General features: G+C 48.1%; 16 protein-coding genes and 1 tRNA gene. 7 read left to right on the forward strand and 10 right to left on the reverse strand.

Annotated features, from left to right (window positions below):
* Positions 1-3 precede the first annotated feature (3 nt).
* The 5 genes from MWL85_RS00210 (at position 4) to MWL85_RS00230 (ending at position 4,455) form a co-directional block, all read left to right on the forward strand.
* On the forward strand, positions 4-1,389 hold the full coding sequence (locus MWL85_RS00210) for a TolC family protein (RefSeq protein WP_244400834.1): 1,386 nt from the start codon (positions 4-6) through the stop codon (positions 1,387-1,389).
* Positions 1,390-1,686: 297 nt separating this feature from the next.
* Positions 1,687-1,770 (forward strand) — tRNA-Leu (locus MWL85_RS00215).
* A gap of 118 nt (positions 1,771-1,888) precedes the next feature.
* On the forward strand, positions 1,889-2,710 hold the full coding sequence (gene panB / locus MWL85_RS00220; RefSeq protein WP_244400836.1) for a 3-methyl-2-oxobutanoate hydroxymethyltransferase: 822 nt from the start codon (positions 1,889-1,891) through the stop codon (positions 2,708-2,710).
* 9 nt (positions 2,711-2,719) lie between these two features.
* Positions 2,720-3,373, forward strand: coding sequence for a trimeric intracellular cation channel family protein (locus MWL85_RS00225; RefSeq protein ID WP_021903560.1), 654 nt, complete (start codon positions 2,720-2,722; stop codon positions 3,371-3,373).
* Between the two features lie 764 nt (positions 3,374-4,137).
* Positions 4,138-4,455, forward strand: coding sequence for a hypothetical protein (locus tag MWL85_RS00230; protein WP_244400838.1), 318 nt, complete (start codon positions 4,138-4,140; stop codon positions 4,453-4,455).
* Between the two features lie 40 nt (positions 4,456-4,495).
* On the opposite strand, the gene MWL85_RS00235 is transcribed toward MWL85_RS00230, so the two are convergent.
* The 7 genes from MWL85_RS00235 to MWL85_RS00265 form a co-directional block, all read right to left on the reverse strand.
* Complete coding sequence (locus MWL85_RS00235; protein WP_244400839.1) at positions 4,496-6,826, reverse strand: TonB-dependent receptor; 2,331 nt, start codon at positions 6,824-6,826, stop codon at positions 4,496-4,498.
* Positions 6,827-7,750: 924 nt separating this feature from the next.
* Positions 7,751-8,506, reverse strand: a complete 756-nt coding sequence (gene gpmA / locus MWL85_RS00240) for a 2,3-diphosphoglycerate-dependent phosphoglycerate mutase (protein WP_018028528.1) — start codon at positions 8,504-8,506, stop codon at positions 7,751-7,753.
* A 41-nt stretch (positions 8,507-8,547) separates the two neighbouring features.
* Positions 8,548-9,555, reverse strand: coding sequence for a polyprenyl synthetase family protein (locus MWL85_RS00245; RefSeq protein WP_244400841.1), 1,008 nt, complete (start codon positions 9,553-9,555; stop codon positions 8,548-8,550).
* A 21-nt stretch (positions 9,556-9,576) separates the two neighbouring features.
* Entirely contained in the window at positions 9,577-12,222 is a 2,646-nt protein-coding gene (mutS, locus tag MWL85_RS00250; protein ID WP_244400843.1) for a DNA mismatch repair protein MutS, read from the reverse strand.
* 80 nt (positions 12,223-12,302) lie between these two features.
* A complete protein-coding gene (gene mazG / locus MWL85_RS00255; protein ID WP_244400845.1) occupies positions 12,303-13,106 on the reverse strand; it encodes a nucleoside triphosphate pyrophosphohydrolase in 804 nt (267 codons plus the stop codon).
* A gap of 75 nt (positions 13,107-13,181) precedes the next feature.
* A complete protein-coding gene (locus tag MWL85_RS00260; RefSeq protein WP_244400847.1) occupies positions 13,182-15,203 on the reverse strand; it encodes a protein-disulfide reductase DsbD family protein in 2,022 nt (673 codons plus the stop codon).
* Between the two features lie 24 nt (positions 15,204-15,227).
* On the reverse strand, positions 15,228-16,169 hold the full coding sequence (locus tag MWL85_RS00265; RefSeq protein WP_244400849.1) for a pseudouridine synthase: 942 nt from the start codon (positions 16,167-16,169) through the stop codon (positions 15,228-15,230).
* Between the two features lie 479 nt (positions 16,170-16,648).
* On the opposite strand from MWL85_RS00265, the gene MWL85_RS00270 reads away from it, so the two are divergent.
* On the forward strand, positions 16,649-17,137 hold the full coding sequence (locus MWL85_RS00270) for a BT0820 family HAD-type phosphatase (RefSeq protein WP_244400851.1): 489 nt from the start codon (positions 16,649-16,651) through the stop codon (positions 17,135-17,137).
* Between the two features lie 42 nt (positions 17,138-17,179).
* Positions 17,180-17,620, forward strand: a complete 441-nt coding sequence (locus MWL85_RS00275; RefSeq protein WP_244400852.1) for a hypothetical protein — start codon at positions 17,180-17,182, stop codon at positions 17,618-17,620.
* Between the two features lie 664 nt (positions 17,621-18,284).
* Here MWL85_RS00275 and MWL85_RS00280 read toward each other — a convergent pair.
* From MWL85_RS00280 to MWL85_RS00290, 3 genes are all read right to left on the reverse strand, one after another.
* Positions 18,285-19,859 carry a SusD/RagB family nutrient-binding outer membrane lipoprotein gene (locus tag MWL85_RS00280; protein ID WP_244400854.1) on the reverse strand — a complete coding sequence of 525 codons (1,575 nt, stop codon included), beginning with the start codon at positions 19,857-19,859 and terminating at the stop codon, positions 18,285-18,287.
* Positions 19,860-19,903: 44 nt separating this feature from the next.
* Positions 19,904-23,080 carry a SusC/RagA family TonB-linked outer membrane protein gene (locus MWL85_RS00285; protein WP_244400855.1) on the reverse strand — a complete coding sequence of 1,059 codons (3,177 nt, stop codon included), beginning with the start codon at positions 23,078-23,080 and terminating at the stop codon, positions 19,904-19,906.
* 454 nt (positions 23,081-23,534) lie between these two features.
* Complete coding sequence (locus MWL85_RS00290; RefSeq protein ID WP_021903698.1) at positions 23,535-24,146, reverse strand: master DNA invertase Mpi family serine-type recombinase; 612 nt, start codon at positions 24,144-24,146, stop codon at positions 23,535-23,537.
* Positions 24,147-24,313 lie beyond the last annotated feature (167 nt).

The raw sequence follows: 24,313 nt of genomic DNA on the forward strand, positions 1-24,313 counted from the left end.
GATATGAAAAAGATTTGGATATTCATTGCACTGCTCCCGTGTGTAGCGCTCTCTAGTTGGGCTCAGAAACCTGCAAAAACGGAGCTGACACGTGTGGAGATGTCGCTCACGGAGTGTGTAGCATTTGCCCAAGAGAATAGCCCGCTACTTCTGCCAGTTCCTCAGAAACTAGAGGGGCTGGAGATCAATTATAGTGCGGCTCAGCAAGCCTTTCTGCCTAGTCTCAATGCCTCTGTGGGTCAGAACTTCTCTTTCGGTCGTTCGCAAGCTCGTGACATGAGTTTTACCGATAACTCAAGTGCCAATACCAGTTTTTCACTTAGTGCCGACCTCCCCATCTTCAGCGGTGGTCAGCGGTGGTATCAACTACAAAAGGCAAAGGAGGCCCGGCAGAATGCCGATTATATTGTCCGTGATGTGGAGGATCAAATCGCACTGCAGGTGACGCAGAGCTATATTCAGCTATTACTCGCCAAGGCTTTGGCTACGACCGCCAAGGATAACCTTTCTCTCACCGAGAAGTCGTACGAGCAAATCAAGCAGCAGGTAGAGGTGGGGCGAGCTGCGGAGTCGGATCTGATTGATATCCAAAGTCAGCTAGGGCGTGACCAACTCTCGGTAACGGAGACGGAAGCCGATGTGACCCGTGCTTTGCGGATACTGATGCTGGATATGGGGCTGGACCCCAATAAGGTGGAGGAGGGGGAGCTAGATATCGCTGAGATGTCACCCGAGGCGGTGGTAGCGAATCTGGAGCAGGCTCATCCGCGATTGATCAATCCTAAGTGGGAGATCCCAGCAACGGCACTCCTCAGAAGTGAGGTGCTTCTCTCGGAGTATGATGTGAAGATCGCTAAGAGTGCTCTATGGCCTTCGCTCTCTCTCGGAGGTGGCTACTCCAATGGTTATTACTATACTTACGGGGAGAAGTACAAGGCTATGAATGCCCCTTTTAAGGATCAATTGAAGAATAATGGCCGTTACTTTGTGGGGCTTTCGCTCTCTATCCCGATCTATAACCGTGGGCAGGTGCGTCGACAGATACGGCAGATGCAGCTGCAGACACTCAACCTGCAGAGTCAATTGAAACAGGCACAAATCAATGATGACCGCAATATCATCCTCGCTCGTACCGACTTAGAGAAGGCGGAGGAGCAGTATCGGGTCTCCAAGGAGAATGTAGAGCTCTCCAAGCGGGCTTTGGACGTGGCGGATCTGCAGTTCAAGGCGGGTCGTATCAATATCTATGAGTGGGAGCAGGTGAAGACACGCCACCTACAAGCCAAAGCAACCTATCTGCAGTCGATCTATACCCGACTACTCCGCACCATCAACCTCACCTACTTCAATACCGGCGATATCGCTACCACCTTGGCCGAAGGCAAGTAATCACCCCCGCCTGGCGGAGGTGCCTTATCGGACGAGTCTGTCACGGGAGGTACCCTTATCGGACAAGTCGGACGAGTCAGACAAGTCGGACGAGTCGGACGAGTTGTGTCATCTTGCCGACTTGTCCGACTCGTCCGACCTGTCTGACTCGTCCGATAAAGCCCCACCGATAAGGGCCGGTCCTTCACCCCGACCTGTCCGATAAAGGCTCCCTGATGAGTTTCTGTCAATAATCTAGGCTCAGGTATTGTGTAAGTCCATAAAAAGTGATACCTTTGCAGGGCGTATATTAAAAAGGCCCAGATGGCGGAATTGGTAGACGCGTTGGTCTCAAACACCAATGGGGTTACACCTGTACCGGTTCGATCCCGGTTCTGGGCACAAGCAAGTGAGTTACAAGTTGTCTCTGTATCGGTCAGAAGCCGTGCAGCGGGTCACTTGTAATTCTTTTTTTTTGGAGTATTGGGGGAGCGGATCCCTAGAAAGAAGTTTTAGTACAATGGCTAGTTATCTAAGCACGGATAAGAAGAAGATTACTGCTACTCGCTTTATGGCAATGAAGGGTGAGGGCGATAAGATTGCGATGCTCACCGCTTACGACTTTACGATGGCGAGGTTGCTTGATGAGGCTGGAGTGGATGCAATTTTGATCGGGGACTCTGCCAGTAATGTGATGATTGGTAATGCAACCACTCTGCCAATCACTCTGGATCAGATGATCTACCATGCACGCTGTGTGGCTAATGGAGCGAAGCACGCCTTTATTGTGGCAGATATGCCGTTTGGTACGGTACATGGCGACCCTCAGGTGGCTCTGGCTGCTGCGGTGCGTATGATGAAGGAGAGTGGCGTGGATGCGGTAAAGGTGGAGGGGGGTCATCAGGTGGCCGACTCTCTAAAGATGATCCTCGATGCGGGCATTCCTGTGGTGGCTCATTTGGGGCTTACCCCTCAGTCGGTGAATAAACTGGGTGGCTATAGTGTCCAAGCCAAGGAGGAGGCAGAAGCTGAGCAGCTGCTTTCGGATGCTCGCCTTGTGGAGGAGCTAGGCTGCTGTGGTCTGGTGCTGGAGAAGATACCGAGTGCTTTGGCAAAACGAGTGACGGAGAGTATCTCTATCCCTACGATTGGCATCGGTGCTGGCAATGAGACAGATGGTCAGGTGCTGGTTTGTACCGATATGCTGGGGATGACTATGGGCTTTAAGCCAAAGTTCCTCCGCCACTTTGCCAATGTGGGAGTACAGATTCAGGAGGCGGTTGCTACTTATTGCCGTGAGGTGAAGGCGCAGACGTTCCCCAATGATAGTGAAAGTTACTAAAACTGCTAGATGGATTCCTTTATACCTTTTGAGTGGCAGGCGTTCCTAAATGAGGATAATATTGTTCTGCTACTAGACTTTATCGGAACCTTTGCCTTTGCCATCTCTGGTATTCGGCTGGCGATGGGGGAGAATATCGACCTCTTTGGTGCCTATGTCATCGGTATGCTTACAGCAGTGGGTGGCGGTACAATTCGTGACCTATTACTGGGGGTGACGCCTTTTTGGCTTACCACGCCAACCTATGTGATCATCACGCTGATTTCGCTACTGATCGTGGTGGTCTTTAGAAAGCAACTGGTCAAGATGAATGAACAGCTATTCCTCTACGATGCGATAGGGCTCGGCTTCTTTACGATCGTGGGAATGGAGAAGGCACTGATGCTGGGCTTCCCCTTTTGGGTGGCGCTCTTTATGGGCGTGTCGACCGGATCTTTTGGCGGACTCCTCCGTGATATCTGTATGAATCAGGTGCCACTGATCTTACGAAAAGATATCTATGCGATGGCGAGTGTGGTCGGAGCAGCGGTCTATGGAATCCTAGACCTGATCGGCGTGCAACATATCGTGGTGCAGGTGGTGAGTGTGATGGTAGTGATCCTCACCAGAGTCCTTTGTGTGAAGTACCACATCTCCCTCCCCGTCCTTAAAGGTCTCGACTAACCCCTCCCTATAAAAATAATAAGCCCGAGCAGTCATCTGACTGCTCGGGCTTATTGCATTGGTTATGCATTAGATGGAGACTTAGAAGAGATTGTTGTACGAATGATCATCTACAAGCTGTTGAGGATAATGGCGTAAGGACCTCGGCAGAGGTCCCTCTTAAATAGGCACAGGTCGGAGGGGCGTTAGCCCCGAACGACCTGTGTGCAAGAGCATATTCACCGCCTCCTTGACCCCGGCTGAGGGGTCAGACCTAGAGATAGGGTTGTCCGACCCCTTGACCGGGGTCGCAAGGGTATTTTACACCTATCTATACACAGGTCTTTGGCACTGCGTGCCTTGACCTGTGCCTATTTAGCACGGATCTCTGTCGAGGTCCTTTCTCATAGACACCCTGCTAAAAAACAAGCAACAAGACACTTCTAATGCATAACCCCTGGTAAGGACTTCCGTGAGGAGATCCGATTTGTCGTAGCCCCTATTTGAGGCTCGTATAGCCGATGAATGGGGGTAAATAAGTCACTCAAATCCCACGACCCCTTGTGGGTCGGACAAATCCATAACCTAGACAAGAGGGCTGATCGCATAGGTGCACAATCTCATATGATCAATGCTATGCCACTTATTGCCTCGCCTTAATAACTGATAAGGTGAGGTTTATTTGTATTAACCTTCTGATGTTTTTGAATGTGCGTATCGGAAGTGCTATCCCACCTATAATCGCAGCTAACCATAATTTCAATACAAAATAAATTACCCAGCCGATGAGTGGTAATATTAAAAAGAGTCTTGGAGTCATTGATGATAGGGCTTTCCACCCCGATATTATACCCGCAAAACAAAAGAATGAGGATAATATCCTTATAGCTTTGCTATCAAATGATTCAGCCATCCATTCTTGTGCCACAAAAACTCCAATAATACCAGCAACCAATGTTATCAGCAACTCTTTGATGATTCGTGTTCGTTCGGCATTAGCTCTCTTTTTGTTGCATATGTCGCAAATGGGTATTTCCCAATGCGACAAACAATTCTTATTCCAGGAGGTAGCCTCAGAGTCTTTAGGCTTTCGTGCCATATGAGGGGTTAGAGTCGGTGAGGGGGTGCGCCCTTATTAAAAGACTAATCTTGAACCTTTACCACACTGTTGTTGCTGTCGTAGTTCTTGAGTCTCCTTTTCATTCGATTCACACGCTTGCCAAAGTCAAGATTCCAGACTACCCCGAGGGTGAGCATATTACCATTCTCTGGGATCTTCACATAGGACTTAAGTGGATTTACCTTGGAGTGGTTGGTGGTTCTATAAGTATCCCCCTCCTTAAATCCCACGTATAGCATCTGAGCATAGAGGATCCAATTATTTTTATTCCACATCAAGGTCAAGCCCATATTGTCACCTGATAGTTGCTCTGTTTCGTTATAGATCGTCCTTCCCGCTTTCGTATAATAGCCAGCAAAGACCAGCTCCTTGTACACTACCTGTGCCGAGATATCCCAGTAGAGGCTATTGAGATGAAGTGGATGATTCCCTACGTTACTCTCATACCGCTTGTAGCCCACTGTGGTATAGAGCGAGAGGAAGTTCATCAGATTGCTAAAGTTGACTTTCCATTCGGCTCCATACTGTCGATTGTATAGCCCATTGTCGGACTGAAATAGGAAGTACTCCTCTTCGGGCAGATAGGTGACACGGGTGTACAGCGGATGGGTGGTGTGATTGTAGCTTAGGGCTAGATTGGTATTGAACTTATCCTTGCGATAATTCATATTGAGGCGATTGGTAAAGGCGTAGCTCGACTTCAATTCACTGTTCCCTGTAAATACAGTCAGTCGGTCAAACCTCTGCTTGACACTGGATAGCTGAGCCAATGAGGGGAGGAAGGGGATGAAATTGCTATTGAGGGAAAAGGAGAGGCGATTATTGGGATTGTAATAGAATCCCAAGCTGCTCTGATTTTTGAAGTACTTCTTACTCTTCTCTTTACTTTCAACATAAAAGAACTTCAACCCACTCCCCAAGCTATACTGAACTTTTGGATTGAGCCGCCCAGAGATTTGAGCATAAAGATAGGTGTTATTATGATGCAGTTCGTCAAGATAACTACTCGGCGAGAGGTACTCATTTGTGGTGAATGCATATCTATTTTGCAGACCAGTGGTGAGGTACACCTTTGGGTGCAACGACTTTTGATACATCACTTCGCCAATTAACGACTTGTACTTACTTTCTACGGGGTTGGAGATCTTGGCTACCTCTGCTCCATTCCTGGTGTCTACCAAATCTCTGTCGTTTCTACCTGTGGATAGTGTGCCTAATAGGTTGGCTTCCAGCTTCGATCCATCTCCAAATTGGTGCTGATAAAATAGGTCTAGTGCTGGCACGTAGCCTCTATATTTGCTTTTTGAGGCTCTATGATAGGGATCTTTATCGGTCTCAATTATCTGACCTCTGATATTGTTGTACTGTCGGGCAAAAGAATTGCGCCAAGTGGCACTAAACTGGCTCACTTTGCTAGGCTGATAGAGGTAGGTGAAGTTCAGGTCGTTTGTAAAATAGCCAAATGGGCTCGCCTCCCCCTGAAGGATCCGTGTGATTTTCTTGGAGTCAGCGATAAACTTCTCCTCACTATCTCTTTGCCACTTAGGGTAGTTGCGATAAGAAGTGTTGTAATCAATTGAGAAGTCCGACTTCCCTTGGTGGTAGCTAGCACTCGCACTACCATTGACAAATCCTACCCAGAGGGCACTCTGCAGGTGACTCCTCACAGAGCCTCCATCGGTTCGCTCCTTTAGGATCACATCTATGATACCTCCAAAACCTTGGTCCAATTCGCGCATCGTAGGCATATCGGAGTAATCGACTCTAAGGATAGATTCGGGTTTGAGGTTACGTACTTCAGCAACCGACCGAGGGACGCCATTGATTTTCCATTGAATCGGCTTGCCATTTATGGAAGCATTCTTATTGACCTGATCCACCGAAAGCCCCGTTAGTCCTAGATTATGGAGTAGCGTCATAAAGTCGTGGCTCCCTCTGATCTGTAACTTCTCGGGGAAAACCAATTGGCGATTGTACTGGCGAAGAGAGCCGGTGACCGTCACCTCGTCCAATTGCTTACTATCCTCTACCAGATAGAGATCTCCAAGGGAGATGCTTCCTTTGCCACCCTCAATCTGCACCGAAATCGGGACATGCCCCACAAAACTTATCTCTAAGCGACTTTCTTTGCTCTCGTTGCCGGTGACCGTGAAGTTTCCCTTCTCGTTAGTCGTTGTCCCAGAAATAGTTGTTCCTTCAAGGTCTAGTAGCCGTACCGAAGCTCCGATGACTGCGGTAGAATCTCTTGAGAAGAGTAGACGCCCCGAGATTTTCACCTCATTAGCCAATAAGGTGGTGGCTCCAAAACATAGGAATATAGTCAGGGTCAGGAATCTAGTTAAGTTCTTTTCCATTAGGCTCCGATTAATAGCGTTGTTCCTAAATACGTTACCTTCGTAAAGATAGCCTATTTTCTTGATACTATTCCCATTAAATCTAAAGAAAAGAGAGGCTGCACTTCTCGATGCCCCCACCACCACCCCACGACCTCCCCTCGTGGAGGTCGAACAACCGAATCTAAGACTTATCACTTCCTCTCAATGTGTCTACCAGGGGTTACGCATTAGAAAGTTCTTACACCATTATCCTCAACAGATTGTATATCATCATTCGCACAATAGTCTTTTCTAATGCGTAACCCCTGATGTGTCTACTTTTTCAGGAATAGAAGAAATGGAGTGTCTACACTTTCAGGAATGCGATAGTATAGCGTCCACATATTCCGCATAGGGTGCGGAATGAATTCCGTACGCGTGCGGAACGCATTCCGTAGCCCTGCGGAATCCATTCCGCACGCATACGGAATATGAGGTTGATACAAGAGGGGAATACATGGACCTAGGCCGAGATCCTTCTTCCAAATATCGCCACTCTGCATCATCCACCTTTACCATGGGCACTTGCGACGAATAGCATACGTATATATTCGGTTCCATGTGGGCTGTGCCCATCAATCCTGCAGAGCTACCTTGCTACATGAGACTGTTGCACGAAGGCGATCTGCGGCGTTGCTTTCGGAATTCGGCTTCGGTCACGTACGTGAGTACGCTCCCTTCAGCCTCATCCTCAGCGTCTTGCATCTCATCCTTCGTGCAAAGTCTCAGCACATTTGCTTCAAATGTGCGAGAACGGCACTTCGTGCAACATTCTCTTTCTGTGAATGTTATCCACATCTCCTAATCTGTGGATTCCTAAGTTCGACAGCCTTTAATGTGAAAGGGGGCTCCGTCGCTATTGCGATGGAGCCCCCTTTTTGGAATTATTCTAGTCTCAGTGGGTTACTTCTGGCTTTTGCCTTGGTTGGCTACTGCCTCCATTAGCTTTTTCACCTCCTCTGGATCACCTACGAAGTAGTCCTTCACCAGCTTCATACCGTTTTGCTCGTCAAACTCGAAGACGTAAGGTACAGCGGTTGGAAGGTTGAGCGATACGATATCCTCATCGGAGATGCCTTTGAGTTTCTTGATGATGGCCCTCAGACTATTGCCGTGAGCTGCTACAATAATATCATCGTGCTCTGCGAAGGAGGGGAATATCTCTTGCTCCCAGTAGGGAAGGATCCTTTGGATGGTATCCTTAAGGCTCTCGGTTAGAGGAAGCTCCTCCTTATTGATATGGGCATATCTCACATCGTTGTATGGTGAGCGAGGATCGTCGGCTGCCAATGGTGCTGGTGGCACGTCAAAGCTACGACGCCAAATAAGTACCTGCTCATCGCCATACTTAGCGGCAGTCTCAGCCTTATTAAGCCCTTGGAGCATACCGTAGTGCTTCTCATTGAGTCGCCAGCTCTTCTTTACTGGGATCCAATCGAGGTCCATCTGGTCGAGGACGGTATTAAGCGTCTTAACGGCACGCTTTAGGTAGCTAGTAAAAGCCAGCGTGAAGTGAAATCCATCCTTCTTGAGCTGCTGACCAGCCTTGATGGCCTCCTCTATACCGAGTGGAGTAAGGTCTACATCGGTCCAACCGGTGAATCGATTCTCCAGGTTCCACTGGCTCTGTCCATGTCTGATTAAAACCAATCTCTTCATAATCTACAATCTTATATATATTGTTTCAAAAACCTAATACACTATTTTTCTCGTGTTGCAATATAATCGGCCACCATGATCAGTCCGTCACGACTTTCGCACGGTGGCAATCCTGCAACTAAAAGGCTCTTCGCCTCCTCTATCATTTCCTCCATTCGCTTTCCAGCATATTCAATGCCTCCCATGCGGATGGCGAAGTCTATAATATAAGCAATCTCGCCGCGCCTAAGCTCCTCATGGCGAAGGAGCTTGAGCACCTTGTCGCGCTCTTTACTCTCCTGCTGTAGGGCATGGATCAGTGGGAGGGTTACCTTGTGCTCTGCGATGTCTTGACCCGATGGCTTCCCAAGTTGGACGGTGGGTTGGTAATCAAAGATATCATCACGTATCTGGAAGGCACGGCCTAGAAGTTGCCCCGCCTGCTCTATTTTCTGAAGCGTCTCTGCATCACTCACCTTGGCCAGTAACGCACCTACCATCATACTACTCTCGATGAGAGAAGCGGTCTTTCGGTCAATGATCTCTAGGTACCGCTCCTCGGAGTGTTCGCCCAGTTCGGCCGTGTCCATCTGTAGAAGCTCTCCCTCGGAGAGGTTTTTGCCGAGGACGGCTAGTTGGAGAAGTATCTGCTTGTTATTGGTATGAACCGCCTGCATCATCGCATTGGCGAGTAGGTAGTCGCCAATCAGCACTGCCTTATGATTACCAAAAACCGCATTCATCGAGGGCACCCCTCTCCGGTGTCCACTCTCATCCACCACATCATCGTGCACAAGAGAGGAGACGTGAAGTAGCTCAATAAAGGTTGACCCTTTGATGACCTCCTCCGTGATAGGACCAAAGCAATTGGCCGTAAGAAGTAGGAGGAGCGGACGTACCTGCTTAGCCGTCTGTCGGCTCAGCAATTCAGTCGCTTTGACAATGGTTGGAGCAATACTTCGTATAGAGCCTAGATAGGCCTCCTCAAATTGCTTGAGGGCCTCTTGGATCTCTTGAGGCATCTGCTCAATGAGGGTTGCGGATTGATTATGTGGTTTGTTGCTCTGCATAAGTAACCTAGAATGCTTCTATTAATGGAGGTCTATTCCCTCCTTGCCACCTGTGAGGAGTCGCTGGATATTATTGAGTTTATTGAGGGCGTCAATGGGGGTGAGCTGATTGAGGTTGAGCCCTACAATCTCCTCTCGCACTTGGCTGAGGAGCGGGTCGTCTAGCTGGAAAAAGCTTAGCTGTACTGGCCCATCTTGCACCTGCTTTTCGGGGAGGCGTGGTTTGGAAGGAGCCTTGATTCGTCCACTCTCCTCATCGCGCTCTCTTGCCGACTCCTCTAGTAGGGTGAGGATCTCTTCGGCACGGCCGATGATCTCCTTGGGCATTCCTGCCAGTTTGGCCACGTGAATACCAAAGGAGTGCTCGCTCCCGCCTGCCACTAGCTTGCGGAGGAATATGATCTTACCCTCCACCTCCTGTACCGTGACATTGTAATTCTTGACCCGAGCAAAGTGCCGCTCAAGGTCGTTGAGCTCGTGGTAGTGTGTGGCAAATAGCGTCTTGGCTCGCCCCCTTGGGTGGTCGTGGATATACTCCACAATCGCCTGTGCAATAGAGATGCCGTCGTAGGTGCTGGTGCCACGTCCCAGCTCATCCACCAGTACCAAACTGCGATTGGTGATACCATTAAGAATCGTCGCTGCCTCGGTCATCTCCACCATAAAGGTACTCTCACCTCGCGAGATATTGTCCGAGGCACCTACACGGGTAAAGATACGATCCACGATGCCTATCTTTGCTGCACTAGCCGGTACATAGCTACCAACTTGTGCCAGCAGTACAATAAGGGCAGTCTGCCGAAGTAGTGCCGACTTACCTGCCATATTAGGACCAGTGATGATGAGGATCTGCTGCACCTCATTATCGAGGAAGAGGTCGTTGGGGATATAGCTCTCACCAGGGGGCATCAAGCGCTCAATTACAGGGTGCCTACCCGCCTCTATGTCTATGGTGTCGCCATTGTCTACCACTGGGCAGGCGTAGCCGTAAAGCGAAGCCACCTCGGCAAAGGAGCTCAGCACATCTATCTGTGAGAGCACCGTCGCATCCGATTGAATCTCTTTGATAAAACCACGCACGTAGTTGAGTAGCTGGTCGTAGATCTCATTCTCCAAGATCTGTATCTTCTCCTCTGCCCCTAGGATTTTACTTTCATACTCCTTTAGCTCGGGGGTGATAAAACGCTCTGCCTGAGTCAAAGTCTGCTTGCGGATCCACTCATCTGGCACTTTGTCCTTGTGGGTGTTTCGCACCTCAATATAATAACCAAAGACGTTGTTGTAGGCCACCTTCAGGCTTGGAATGCCCGTGCGTTCGCTTTCGCGATTGCGGAGGTCGAGGAGGTACTCCTTGCTACCACTGAGGATATCCCGTAGCTCATCCAGTCGGCTGTCAAAGCCTTTGGCAATCACATTCCCTTTACCTAGCTGATTGGGTGTCTCCTCGTTGATGGTCCTTTCAATCCGCTCCGCCAACTCCTCGAGGGGGTCTAGGGCAATGCTTAGCTCCTTGAGCGAAGCGTCGCCAGTATTGTAGAGGGCTCCCATAATCGGCTTTACCAAGCGTAGCCCACCCGCCAACTGTCGTAGCTCACGAGGGTTGATGCGGAGGACGGAGACCTTACTTGCCAATCGCTCCAGGTCGCCTATCTCCGATAGAATTTCGGAGAGCTGATGCCGTAGCTCCTCTCTCTCGAGAAAAGCGGTAACGGCAGCCTGTCGCTGTACTATCTCACGGGCGTCGAGTAGGGGGAATACCAGCCACCGCTTGAGCAGTCGGCCGCCCATTGGTGTACGAGTATGGTCAATGACGCTGATGAGTGAATTACCATCCTCATTGAGGGGTTGTAGGATCTCAAGGTTGCGGAGGGTAAAGCGGTCGAGCTGTACGAAACGATTCTCCTCTATCTTGTGAATGGTGTTGATATGCTGTATCTCGGAGTGGTGCGTCGCCTCAAGGTAGTAGAGGATTGCCCCGCAGGAGATAATCGCTAAGACCTCATGCTCTATCCCGAATGCCTTGAGGTGCTTCACCTCGAAGTGCTTTAGGAGCCTATCGCGTCCATAATCTTGCGAAAAGGTCCAATCCTCCAAAGGGTAGAGGTTGAGCCGCTCACCGAAGTGAGCTTGTACCTCGTGCTCCGTTCCCCGCTTCACCAATACCTCTTTAGGATTGAAGTTGGTGAGCAACTTATCAATTTCATCGTAGCTCCCTTCACTGCAGACAAATTCGCCAGTGGAGAGGTCTAGCAATGCTGTTCCCGCCTTGCCTCCTCCGAGAGCAATGGCAGCGAGGAAGTTATTGGTATCTGCTTCGAGAACAGAGTCGTCCATCGTAAGTCCAGGGGTCACCACTTCGGTCACCGCCCGCTTCACCAGCTTCTTGGCCAGCTTTGGATCCTCCATTTGGTCGCAGATCGCCACCCGCTTTCCCTTGCGGACCAGCTTGGGGAGGTAATTGTCAAGAGCATGGTGGGGGAATCCCGCCATAGGGTCATCACCCCTCTTAGTAAGAGTGATATTGAGTAGGCGAGAGACCTCTACCGCATCATCGTTGAAGGTTTCATAAAAATCGCCCACTCTAAAAAGCAATAACGCACCTGGGTACTGCTCCTTAAAGCGTCGAAATTGTGCCATCATCGGCGTCTCCGAAACCTTTTTCGCCATCTTAATTATTCAAATAGCCTCTTACCTAATTATGGGATACTCTATATCCCTACAAATATACCTCTTTTTACCGAGACTGCTTAAATCTCTTGCCTTTTGGCTTCATTCCAAAGGGCGTCCATCTCGCCAAGGGTCATCTCTTTGAGGCTTTTCCCCTCTGCCTTGGCCGATGCCTCAATGTAATTAAAGCGACGGATAAACTTCTGGTTGGTTCGCTCCAAACTGGTATCGGGATCCACGCCATAGAGGCGTCCCATATTGATCAGACTAAAGAGGAAGTCCCCCATCTCTCCCTCTTTATGAGCCAAGTCGCCATTGCCCTCTATCTCGGCACGTAGCTCTCCCAGCTCCTCATACACCTTATCCCATACGTCGCTTTTCTCAGCCCAGTCAAAGCCTACATTGGCCACCTTCTCCTGCACACGGTACGACTTGATGATGGAGGGAAGTCCCTTAGGCACTCCAGCGAGTACCGTTTTATTTCCTCCTTTTTCTTTGAGTTTGATCTGCTCCCAATTGAGTTCTACATCATGTGCATTATTGACCTGCACATCACCGTAGATATGTGGGTGGCGAAAGATGAGTTTATCCGCCTCACGATTGCAGACATCGGCGAGGTCAAACTGCCCCTTCTCCTCTCCAATCTTGGCATAAAATAGTACATGGAGGAGCACATCCCCCAGTTCTTTAGCAATCTCCGAGTGATCCTCATTGATGATTGCCTCGCTCAGTTCGTATACCTCCTCTATGGTATTGGGGCGTAGCGATTCATTGGTTTGCTTCGCATCCCACGGGCACTCTACCCGTAGTCGCTCCAGCACATCTAGCAGTCGTCCGAGGGCTTCTAGTTTCTCCTCACGGCTACTGCTGCTCTTTTCCTTCATGGTGATTTCTATTAATGGATTGCGTGGGTAGATCGTTTTGCACCTCTCTACCCACGCAATATAATTTGCTCTTAATTACTGTTGCTTTTTGCGATACTCCTCAAGTCCGCTCTTTAGCCAATTGACATAGTGGTCTACATCCTTATCGAAGCCAAAGCTAGGACCCAGAGGGAGCCCATTGCCATCCAGCATCACGTAGAATGGCTGCGCATTGGAGCCAAACTTCTGTGATTGGAAATAGCTCCACCGCTCTCCAATGGTCTTGAGCTTGCGGGTGCTATCGCCATCCTTCACCTCGATATACTTAGGTAGCTTGGTCTTGTCGTCCACGATGAGGGTGACGAGGATAAATTCATCATCGATGATGCTCTTCACCTTTGGATCGGTCCAGACGGAAGCCTCCATCTCACGGCAGTTGACGCAGCCGTAGCCCGAGAAGTCAATCAAAACAGGCTTTCCCTCGCTCTGAGCCGCCCGCATACCACTCTCATAGTCGTGGAACTTAGGGTGTACCTCCGAATCATAGAGGTTGAAGTCCTGAGTATAAAGCGGTGGTGCAAAGGCACTGATTGCCTTGAGCGGTGCACCCCAAAGCCCTGGCACCATATAGACGGCAAAAGAGAGTGAGATGATGGCAAGGAATAGTCGGGTCACACTCACGAAGGGGAGGTCGCTATCCTGTGGTAGCTTGAGCTTGCCGAGTAGGTAGATACCTAGAAGGAAGAAGATCACGATCCAAAGTGCCACAAAGGTCTCTCGGTCGAGGATGCCCCAGCCATATGCGAGGTCGGCAACGGAGAGGAACTTGAGAGAAAGTGCCAGCTCAAGGAAGCCGAGGGTCACCTTCACACTCGTCATCCAGCCACCACTCTTAGGCATACTCTGTAGAAAGTTGGGGAATATGGCAAAGAGGGTAAAAGGAAGCGCTAGTGCCACAGCAAAGCCGAGCATACCAATAGCAGGGCTAAGGAGACTACTTCCCGAAGTGGCTGCCTGCACCAACAGGGTTCCGATGATAGGGCCGGTACAGGAGAAGGAGACCAAAGCCAAGGTGAAGGCCATGAAGAAGATACTTAGCAGACCGCTCGTGCTCTCTGCCTTGGCATCCATCTTATTGGTCCACGATTGTGGAAGAACTAGTTCGAATGCCCCGAAGAAGCTGACCGCAAAGAAGACCAGTAGGGCAAAGAAAAGGATATTGAAGAGGGCACTTGTAGCTAAGTCATTGAGTGCACTCGGTCCAAAGATCGCTGTAATCAGCAACCCTAGTGTGAGGTAGATTACAATGATTGCCAACCCATAAATCACCGCATCGCGAATAGCGGCTTGGCGGCTTTTGCTCCGCTTGAGGAAGAAGCTCACCGTCATCGGAATCATCGGCCATACACAAGGGGTGAGTAGGGCTACCAAACCGCCCAAGAATCCGAGGATAAATATCATCAGGAGGGAGTTGTCGGTGGCGCTCAGCGTGGTATCGCCATACGCCTTGATCTCCTCTACTACAGGCTTCCAGATGTCGCCCGTAAAGTTGGCTGCTTCGCTCTCCACCGTGGTGGTAGACTCCTCCTCGCTACTGCTGTCGCTAGCAATCGCTTCCATCTCCAATGGCGTGGTGAGGTCACCAACCTTTAGACTAATGGGAAGTCTGGTAGGAGGGAGGCAAGTTTGGTCGTTGCATAGCATGTAAGTAAGGTCGCCAGCTAGCACAAAGTGCTCTGGATCCTCTATCTGTACCTGTTGCTCAAAAGTGACACTTCCCGTGTGCCAGCGCAGGTTCATCTCAAAGTTGGGGTCGTAGACGGAGGCCGCCTCTTTTGATGGCTTTAGTTCCCCTAGCAGTTTCACCCCTTTAGCCTCGTCTAATGCAAAGGAGGTGGGGGTTGGTCCGCCATCTGGGAGGGTCACATCGTAAATATGCCATCCCTGCTTTAGGGTTGCCTTGAAGCTCAAGGTCACCACCCCATCAGCACTATTTGTGTGGCTTTGCTCCCAGCTCACCGCATCGGTAATCATCTGCGCCTCTGTACTACTCCAGGGGAGGAGGGCGATGAAATAACTCAGCACGAGCCATACAAGTTGTCGTTTCTTAATCTTCATAAAAGTATGTATAGAGTGTTGGTTTTAATAGTCTCTTCCTGTTGGTTGCTTCTCTTTATCCAGCCTTAGCCAAGAGAAGTAGTGGGTGGGGTAGGGACGCTCAAATCGGCGTGGCTGCTGCTCCCCAGGGATCAGTAGCTCAAGACCGATCTGCTCCAAAGCGATCTCTCGATCGGTGCGAATCTGGCTACGTGAGCGTACATCGCCCAAGATGCTCAGCTCATTGTCACCAAATAGCTTGCGGAGGGAGAAGATTCGTGCCCCCACCACATCTATCTGTACAATATGCATCTGCCCATTTCGACTGCTCTTATCCACCCGCACCTCTGCGGTGATCAGCTTGGGCTTTGAGAGACTACGCTCCTCGGAGGTGGCACTCAGTAGCTGCACCTTCTCCTTTAGCTCGCCCTCAATGCAGGCGATGAAGCGTTGGTGCTTGGCACGTCGGCTCCACTCCTTCACCAGAAGCTCCTTGGCCTCTACACTCCTCGCAAAGACCACAAAGCCAGCCGTGTTGCGATCCAATCGATTCACCATAAAGAGCTTTGCCCCCTCTTCCCCCTTCTTGTAGTGCTGACTGAGGAGAAATAGAGCCGTCTGTTGGCGGTTTTTATGTGCGGTATTGACCGTAGGCAATCCCCGCTTTTTGTAGGCAACTACATACGCTTCACTTTCCCATACTATCTCTAGCTTGGGGTGTCGAAAAGGCATTGGTGGCACTCCACGGTGCACACGCACTACCACGCCGGCTCCCACCGTCTCAGTAGCTCTTGTGGTAGACCACTTCCCTACAGAGACCCTTCCCGAGGCAATCAATTGCTTCGCAGCTGTGCGATTGCGGCTGGACTTCTCCATCAAGAGCTCCAGTAGTGGGGCTTCGCTGCCCGCCCTGTAGGTCTCCTGCACGGGGGTAGGGTTCTCTACCCTTGTTGGATCCGGCTGTTTTATTTTATTATCATTACTCATGGTTTTCTTACCACCTATTTATATGCTTCAGTCTCAATTCCAGCCCTATTTAGTGGGGCGAATCTAGACAACTTATCACGCAAATATACTATTTTCTCCCTATCTGCCGTAACCCTTAGTACCGATTCCGAATTCCAAAAGCAGCACAACAGCTTCCCTTCGTGAAATAGGCTCAAAATAGGAGTAATATAGGGTGTCAAAAGTAGTTTTTCTAATAGGCTGAAAGCTAATGTCTTATAAGGGCGAAAGTTTAGTTGCATCTCGGTATTTGCTTAGTTGCAACTAACCGATTGCTTAGTTGCATCTCGCCAATGGCTTAGTTGCAACTAAACTTTTCCTCTCCTCTCCACTCGTTTATCGGTTGGTGGAATTCTATTAATTCTCCAATGAGTTTGACCTGCCAAATCTGAGTAGAGCCAAGATAAATTGTGTCGGGAGAATTGGGTATCTTTGTCGGCGTTAGAGGCAATAATAGAGATATGAATACCAACCGCAGATATACCATCGCCGTAGACTTTGACGGCACCATTGTGACGCATGAATACCCAAAGATCGGCACTGAGATACCCGGTGCTGTAGAGGCGCTCAAGGAGCTCCTGAGAGAGGGGCATCGGCTGATCCTATGGACTGTCCGTGAGCGAGAACTCCTAGAGGAGGCGCTGGCATGGTGCGAAGAGCGAGGGTTGGTCTTTTATTCGGTCAATAGCAACTTCCCCGAGGAGACACTCGAGGATCGCCACTTCTCACGCAAACTGAAGGCCGATATATTTATCGACGACCGCTCTATTGGAGGGCTGCCCGACTGGCCAAGTATGCTCCAGATGATTCGTGAGCAAACTCCTTTCAAAACCCCTATGACCCCGCAATTTACCGCTCAGATAGACGATACCCACCGTGAGATGATGGAGCGATACCAGAACGGCTCTCGACCCAAGCGTGGCGGGCTCTTCTCCAAGCTCTTCAAGTAATCCATCATTAATCATTATCTATCCATTACAATACAAAAAGAGATGAAAAGAGAATCCCTTACCTTTCGAGCACTTGGCCTTTTGTTTTGCCTTCTATCTGTAGTTCTTGTGTTCAGCTCTTGCAAATCCCAACTTGCGGAAAGAGATTTCGTACTATCGCAAAAGCGAGATAGCCGACTTACCGGCTCTTGGAAGTTTATACGTGAAGACCCTACGGACAACTACCTCTTGGTTTTTGAATACACTTCAAAGGGTGAGCGTAAGCAGTATCACAATGGAGAGCTAGGCCCTTTCAAAGAGTATTTCTACACCAATGACAATATCTTGTACGTATTGGAGTTGGGTGCTGGCATCAAGAGATCCAATTGGACAAGAGAGTACGAATACCATTTCTCTGAAGATGAAAATACCCTCTATATTAAACATCGAGATGGTACTATCGTGGAGCAGTGGCAACGTATTGCTGCCCAAAAAGAGAAATAATATCTGAATGCCAGCAATTGATGAAGTGACTACCCTTAGGAGTCAGGGGTTACGCATTGAGGGATAATGGAGAAAGGACCTCGGCAGAGGTCCGTGTTAAATAGGCACAGGTCGGAGGGGCATTAGCCCCGAACGACCTGTGTATAAGAGCACATTTCCCACCTCCATGACCCCGGCCGAGGGGTCAGACCTAGATAAGTTTGTCCGACCCCTCAGCCGGGGTCGTAAGGGTGTTTTGTACATCGTTATACACAGGTCTTCGGCACTACGTGCCTTGACCTGTGCCTATTTAACATGGACCCCTCAGCCGGGGTCCTTACTCATAAACACTCCGCTAAAAATCATTCACAAGACTCTTTCTAATGCGTAACCCCTGCCTTAGGGGTTGAGTTATTGTACCTATAAATGAAATATTCAGTCAGAATTCGAATTATTGTAGGTATACCTTAAATAAGTGTTATAGAGTGGCTGTGATGCCGTGGGCGATGTAGTAGCTACTTCTCATGCCTATACCTTCTGCACACTTCATTATTCATTACAAACGAGGCCACCCTATCCCTATCGATAGAGTGGCCTCTGGTGCTAATAAATAAACAATTAACAATCTCTAGCAGTCATCGAAATGGTACGAAAATGGTTGCTAGAACTGTCCTTTAGCTGTGTATTAGTCGTTATCTGCAACGTCCCACCATAATCTGGTATCAAAGTTATCGGGTCCTTGAAGCTTAATCGCTGCATCATAATTATCTCTATTCACCTCATAGTCGTTGAGGTAATAGTAGCGGCGGTAAGGGATATGTGAAGCATTGAGCTTGCCTGCTTCCCCTACACCTAGCTTTGGATAATTGAGACGTCTCCAATCGCTCCAGGCTTCAATGCCATTCTCATTAAATCCTGAGAGCCATCTCTGTAGTGCAATCTTATTGATCTTTTCTTGCTGAGAGCCTTGTAGCTTAATGGCATCTTGTGCAAGGTACTCATTAGGATCTACTAGCAGTTGATACTCTCCCTGCATCTTGTCAAAGGCGGATATTCCAGCTGGAGTCTTTTCAGCCTTAAGGAGGTCTACCGCTTCATTGACCCGCTTATTGTCATAAGAGAGGATAATGGCCTTATCATAAAGAGCCTCGGCATCAGCTGTGATCCAACCACGTACAGCTGCCTCTGCTTCAATAAGAAGCATACGAGTGGCGGAGATGATGGTAATTTTGGAGTTTTTGGCTGTGATAAATGGGTGAAGCTCGCACACCTTACCAGTATATTCTCCTATCTCAGCTCTAGGGGTACCAAATGGTACTGCAAATAGTTCATAGGTAGCTGTAGGAGCAGCATACGTGTAGACACGTGCATCCTTAAGCTCTACAAACTTATCTACTAGTGTTGCAGAGGGATAGAAGTCCTTACGATTAGAGACATAGTAGTTGCTGTAGATGGGGTTCATATTGTCATTTTCCAGCGTATACTGGTAGCATAGGTTGGCATCATTGGTGGTGATACCGCCATCGGCATAGGCTTTTGCAAAGCGAGCCTTACCTACCTCGGGAGCTACGTCGGATAGCTTAATTGCCATCATCATACGGATAGAGGCATTAAGCTTCTTCCAATTGTCAATATTGCCACCATATAAGATATCAAAGTATCCATCAATAGAGCCTCCCTGTGAGAGTAGTGCATAGGCTTCGTTGAGCTTTTTGTCAAGGGCCTCATAGATATGCTCTTGGGTGTCAAACTTGGGAGTGAAGTTACCCTCGTCTCCTAGCAGTGCCTCATCAAGATAGAGCATACCTACAATATCGGTCATATGCATGTAGTAAAAAGCTTCAAGGGTCATAGCTACACCTAGCTGGATATTGTTACTTCCCATTCCGAGGACGGTCTCAGAATTGGCTAGCTCCTTATCTAGATTCATCTCTCGGATATTCTTGAGATTCTTTAGGAAGGTGGTGTAGTAGAAGGTCATATTGAAGTCCTTAATCCCAAACTGTGTATACTGCACGTTCTTTGCTTCAGCAAAATAGTGGGTATAGAGCTGAGAGAATGGGTCGTACATATTGACGCTAGGTGCAGGTGCCGAAGTGTAGACTGGGAAGGTGACGCCTTGCATGGCTCTAGAGAAGAGATAGCGGGTATCTCTAGTACTAGGGTTATTTGGATCTATATTGACATCGCCGAAGTGACCACAAGCACCAAGTAGCATGAGTGCCAAGGTGGCGAATAGTGTGTATTTTATAGTTTTCATATTTGTCGTCTCTTCTAGTAAATTATTCCTATTTCTCTAAAGATCTAGAATGTAAGCCCTATTGTGAAACCATAGGAGCGTGTAGAGATGGACTGACCACCCTCTACATAACCATAGGTTGAGCCACTGATTTCAGATGGGTCAATATTAGGGGTAGCAGAGTAGATGAGCCATGGATTTTGAGCAACGAAAGATATGCGTGCTGCAGTAAGTCCAATACCTAGCTTGTCTAGTAGCTTTCTTTCAAAGTTGTAGCCCACTGAAAGCTCACGAAGTTTAACGTAGGTGGCATCGTAAACAGCGTCTGCCCAAGTCATAGGACTTAGATCTTGATAATAAAGCTGTGCATCAATATAGCCATCCATTGGCTTACCATTTTTATCTACACCAGTGAGATGGAGACCTCCACCCTTGTCAACTGGATCGCGGAGTGGGTTGCCCTTGTCATTGAGTCCAGCAGTCTCTTGAAGTATACCAGAGCCCTTACCCCAATAGTTGGTCCAAGAGACGATATTTCCACCTACAGCATAGTCTAGTGCTGCACTGATGACAAAACCATATAGATTGAGGGAGGTGTTAAATCCTCCAGTAAACTTTGGCTGAGCGATACCTAGCTCCTTATCTTCCTTATCTTGGATTGGAGCAACCATACCATTCTTTAGCTTACGAAGAATAAGGTTGCCACTCTCATCTCTTTGCCAGTCGTTACCCTTGATAACACCAATAGGACGACCTTCAATAGCATTGATGGAGATGGGGGTGTAAAACTTGGTCCAATAAATCTGATAGGAGTCGTCATCGCGGTCATTGGCCTCTAGCTCAACAAGAGTATTGACGTTGCGAGCGATATTGAAGTTGACGTCCCATTGGATATCTTTGGTCTTTACAGGAGTGCCACCTAGGCTGATCTCAATACCTCTATTTCGGATAAGTCCAGCATTGATCTTACGGGTGGTATAGCCACTAGCAGGAGTAACGTTTTTATTGATGATTTGGTTCCGTGAGTCACGATTATAGAAATTGATATCACCCCAGAATCGATTGTCAAACATTCTGAATTCTGTACCTATTTCGTATGAGGTAGAGATAGTTGGCTTGATTGATGGGTCTAATAGGTTACGAGAAGTACGCATAGTGGTACGACCGTCGTACTTGGTTTCTGCCACGTAAATAGGGTTGATGAGGTAGCTATTCATCGTGGAACCCACTTGAGCTGCTGAAGCTCTTAGCTTCCAGAAGTTGAGCCAAGGTGCTTTGATCAGGTTGCTGAGCATCACGGATGCACTGGCGCCACCATACAGGTAACTATTGTAATCTGGGTGAAGAGTTGAGGTCCAGTCGTTGCGGAGGTTAAGGTCGAGATAGTAGGTGTCGTCCCACCCTAGGGTCGCTGTCCCAAATACACTTTGGTTTTTTTGCTGGATAAGTTCGTTCTCACCTCCAGGAAGTCCATTTGAACTTTTTAAATTCCAGAAGCGGTTAAGGAACATACCATCTCTCGTAAAGCCTCCTACATATTTGTAATCATAGGTTTGATACTCTCCAAATAGCATGGCATCTAGGGTTAGGCGATCTTGGAAATACCTATCGCTATAAGAGAGGAAGCCTTGATACTGCATATCTTTGATGGAGGTTTGCTGAGTTACAAACTCCTCGGTGGTACCTAGACCCGCTGGTATCTTACGCTCGTAGACACTGCTCCGTATATTACCATTGATATTGGTTCCGATCTTTAGCCCTTCAATGATTGTGTACTCTACATTGCCACTGAAGACGTTCCAAAGATACTCTGATGTCCTATTGACTTCGTTTTGAAGGGCAAAAGGATTCCAGTGGAATGCTGGTGATAAGTCGGTTGGACTATTGATGTTCCAAGTCCTAAAGGTGCCATCGGGGCGCTTGTAGTCCTTTAGTGCATTGATATCTACGTTGGTATTACCCCATTGGAGGTAAGACTGTAGGAATTCACCGAACTCCCCAAATCCCTCAATCGCTGCATTGTGATTCATACGGTAGGTCATCTTGTAATCCAGAGATACTGTGAGCTTTGGACTTACGTTGAATCCCGAATAAATGGAGAGGAAGTGGCGCTTCGCATCTGAATTGTACTGCACACCATTTCTTTGGACGTTGGTAAAGGAGATCCTAGTATTGTACCCTTCACCAGCCTTGGCAAATGAAACGTTTGTGGTATTATTGGTACCTGTGCGATATAGTTCGGTGATATCCATTCCAAAGGTCCAAGGTGCCTCCTGTCCAAAACGTGGGTCGGTAGGATCCCAAGCATAGAATGGCATATATGGCTTTCCATCAAAATTTGGCCCCCAGCTAGAGTCATTATTGTAGTCATAGTATCTACGACCTTCAAATTGCTTGAATGACTCGGGCATTGTGGCGGGATCAAACTTAAAAGTAGGTAGTGGCTCGCTGGCACCTAAGTAGCCACCACCATACTCCTTTTGAATCTTAGCATGAGATAGTGGAACCTCAGCGGTGAAGGTGTGGCTAATCTCAAAGATGGCACGACCTTCCTTAGCCTTCTTGGAGGTGATGATGATAGCACCATTGCCACCTCTAGAGCCATAAAGTGATGTGGCAGCAGGCCCCTTGAGCACATTGACACTCTCCACATCGTCCATATTGACGGAGTTGACATTGGTAATCACTCCATCTACTACATAGATAGGCTCATTACCCACTGCAGAGGTAAGAGATGAAGTACCACGAAGTACTACACTACCAGCATCGAACTTGGAGCCTGAACCACCTAAAAACCTCACACCAGAGACCTTGCCAACCAAGGCATTATTGAGATCGGTCTGGCGAGTGGTCTGTAGCTTTTCGGCTTTAATCTCCTGTGCAGCGTAGCCGATAGACTTTTTCTGCCTCGAGATACCCATAGCGGTGACCACTACTTCATCTAGAATTTCATTGTCGGGAACTAATTTGACACGCATAGTAGCCGCTGCTGGCACCTCTTGATTATGGTAGCCTACATAGCTGAAGAGAATGGGCTCCCCTTTAGTTGCCTTAAGTTCAAAGGCACCATTGAGATTGGTGAGAGCACCAACGGATGGGTTGTTTTTCAGACGGACAGTTGCACTAATCACTGGGTCGTTGTTTTCGTCGACTACGACACCTTTCACTGTGATGGTCTGTCCAAGTGCACTTCCTATGACGCAAGTGCAAAGGGCGATTAATAACCAAAATCTTCTTTTCATAGTCTTCTCTTGATTAGTTTTAATTGTTATTTTTATTGTTTGCGTCTTGTCGTTCTATTGTAGTAGTGACCCTATTATTATCTAGTTATCTGTTTTATTGTCCTCTCTTGTAGCTCTTTAATCTGATTGTATTTAGCTTTGAGAAGTGCCTATAATAAATGGTCTATTCCCTTGTCTATTCATATTGAAGCTTAGATGTTGTGTTTTTCTTCTTTGAGTGTCACATCATTAATTTTCCCCAAATGTAATTAATGTTTTCTAAATGACCAAATATTCCAATAGTTTTCAGTTGTATTGCTTGGTATTGTTACTGTTTTCAAGATAAAGATGAAAATATGAACACTTTGCTGGAACTTTAATTGAGATGTTGATAGTGATAGATTTATTCATGTTGCTGTATCTAGAGATTGATTAAAATAGACCCTATAAATTCCACAGTGCTTTACTCTTTTCTTTAGGGTTCCGCCAGCTTCTGTTCGTTGATGTAGCGGGAGAGGGTATTGCGGTCGACCTTGCAGATTTTAGCTATCTTTCGTTTGGAGATTCCCTCATTGAGTAGCTCCCTAATCAGGTTTTTCTTCTTAAAGAGTTTATGCTTTTCGGGTGCTGTGCGGCTTCCTTTTGGACGCCCTAAGATGACGCCTTCCGCCTTCTTTCGGGCAAGTGCTTCTCGGGTGCGTTGGCTGATGAGGTTACGCTCTATCTCGGCTGAGAGACCGAAGGCAAAGGCGAGGACTTTGCTCTGAATGTCGTCGCCCAATCGGTAATTATCTTTGATGGTCCAGACGCGGCACTCCTTCGTCATGCAGATATTGAGTATCTCCATAATCATAAATAGGTTTCGCCCTAGGCGGGATAGCTCACTGCAGATAATGATGTCGTCTTTGTCCACCTTCTTGAGGAGAGTGCCCAGCTGTCGCTTTGTATAGTTTTTAGTGCCGCTGATGGTCTCTTCGATCCAATCGTCAATAGTTAGCTGTTGCCGCTCGCAGAAGTTGTTGATCTCAAAGCGTTGGTTCTCCACTGTTTGCTTGTCGCTACTGACTCTGATGTATCCGTATATCATGTCTCTAAGGGTGTTTTTACCGTTGTACACGAACAGAGACAATAATGGGGATCTAAACTAATGGCGCGGTTACTCTATTTTCGGTGGTATGCTGCAGCTCTTTCCTTCGGTGATTTAATAAAAAAGGCACCACTAGTTCTTTTGTATGCTATCTATTTATGACTACG

The sequence above is a fragment of the Porphyromonas somerae genome (genome assembly GCF_022845615.1).
GTDB lineage: Bacteria > Bacteroidota > Bacteroidia > Bacteroidales > Porphyromonadaceae > Porphyromonas_A > Porphyromonas_A somerae.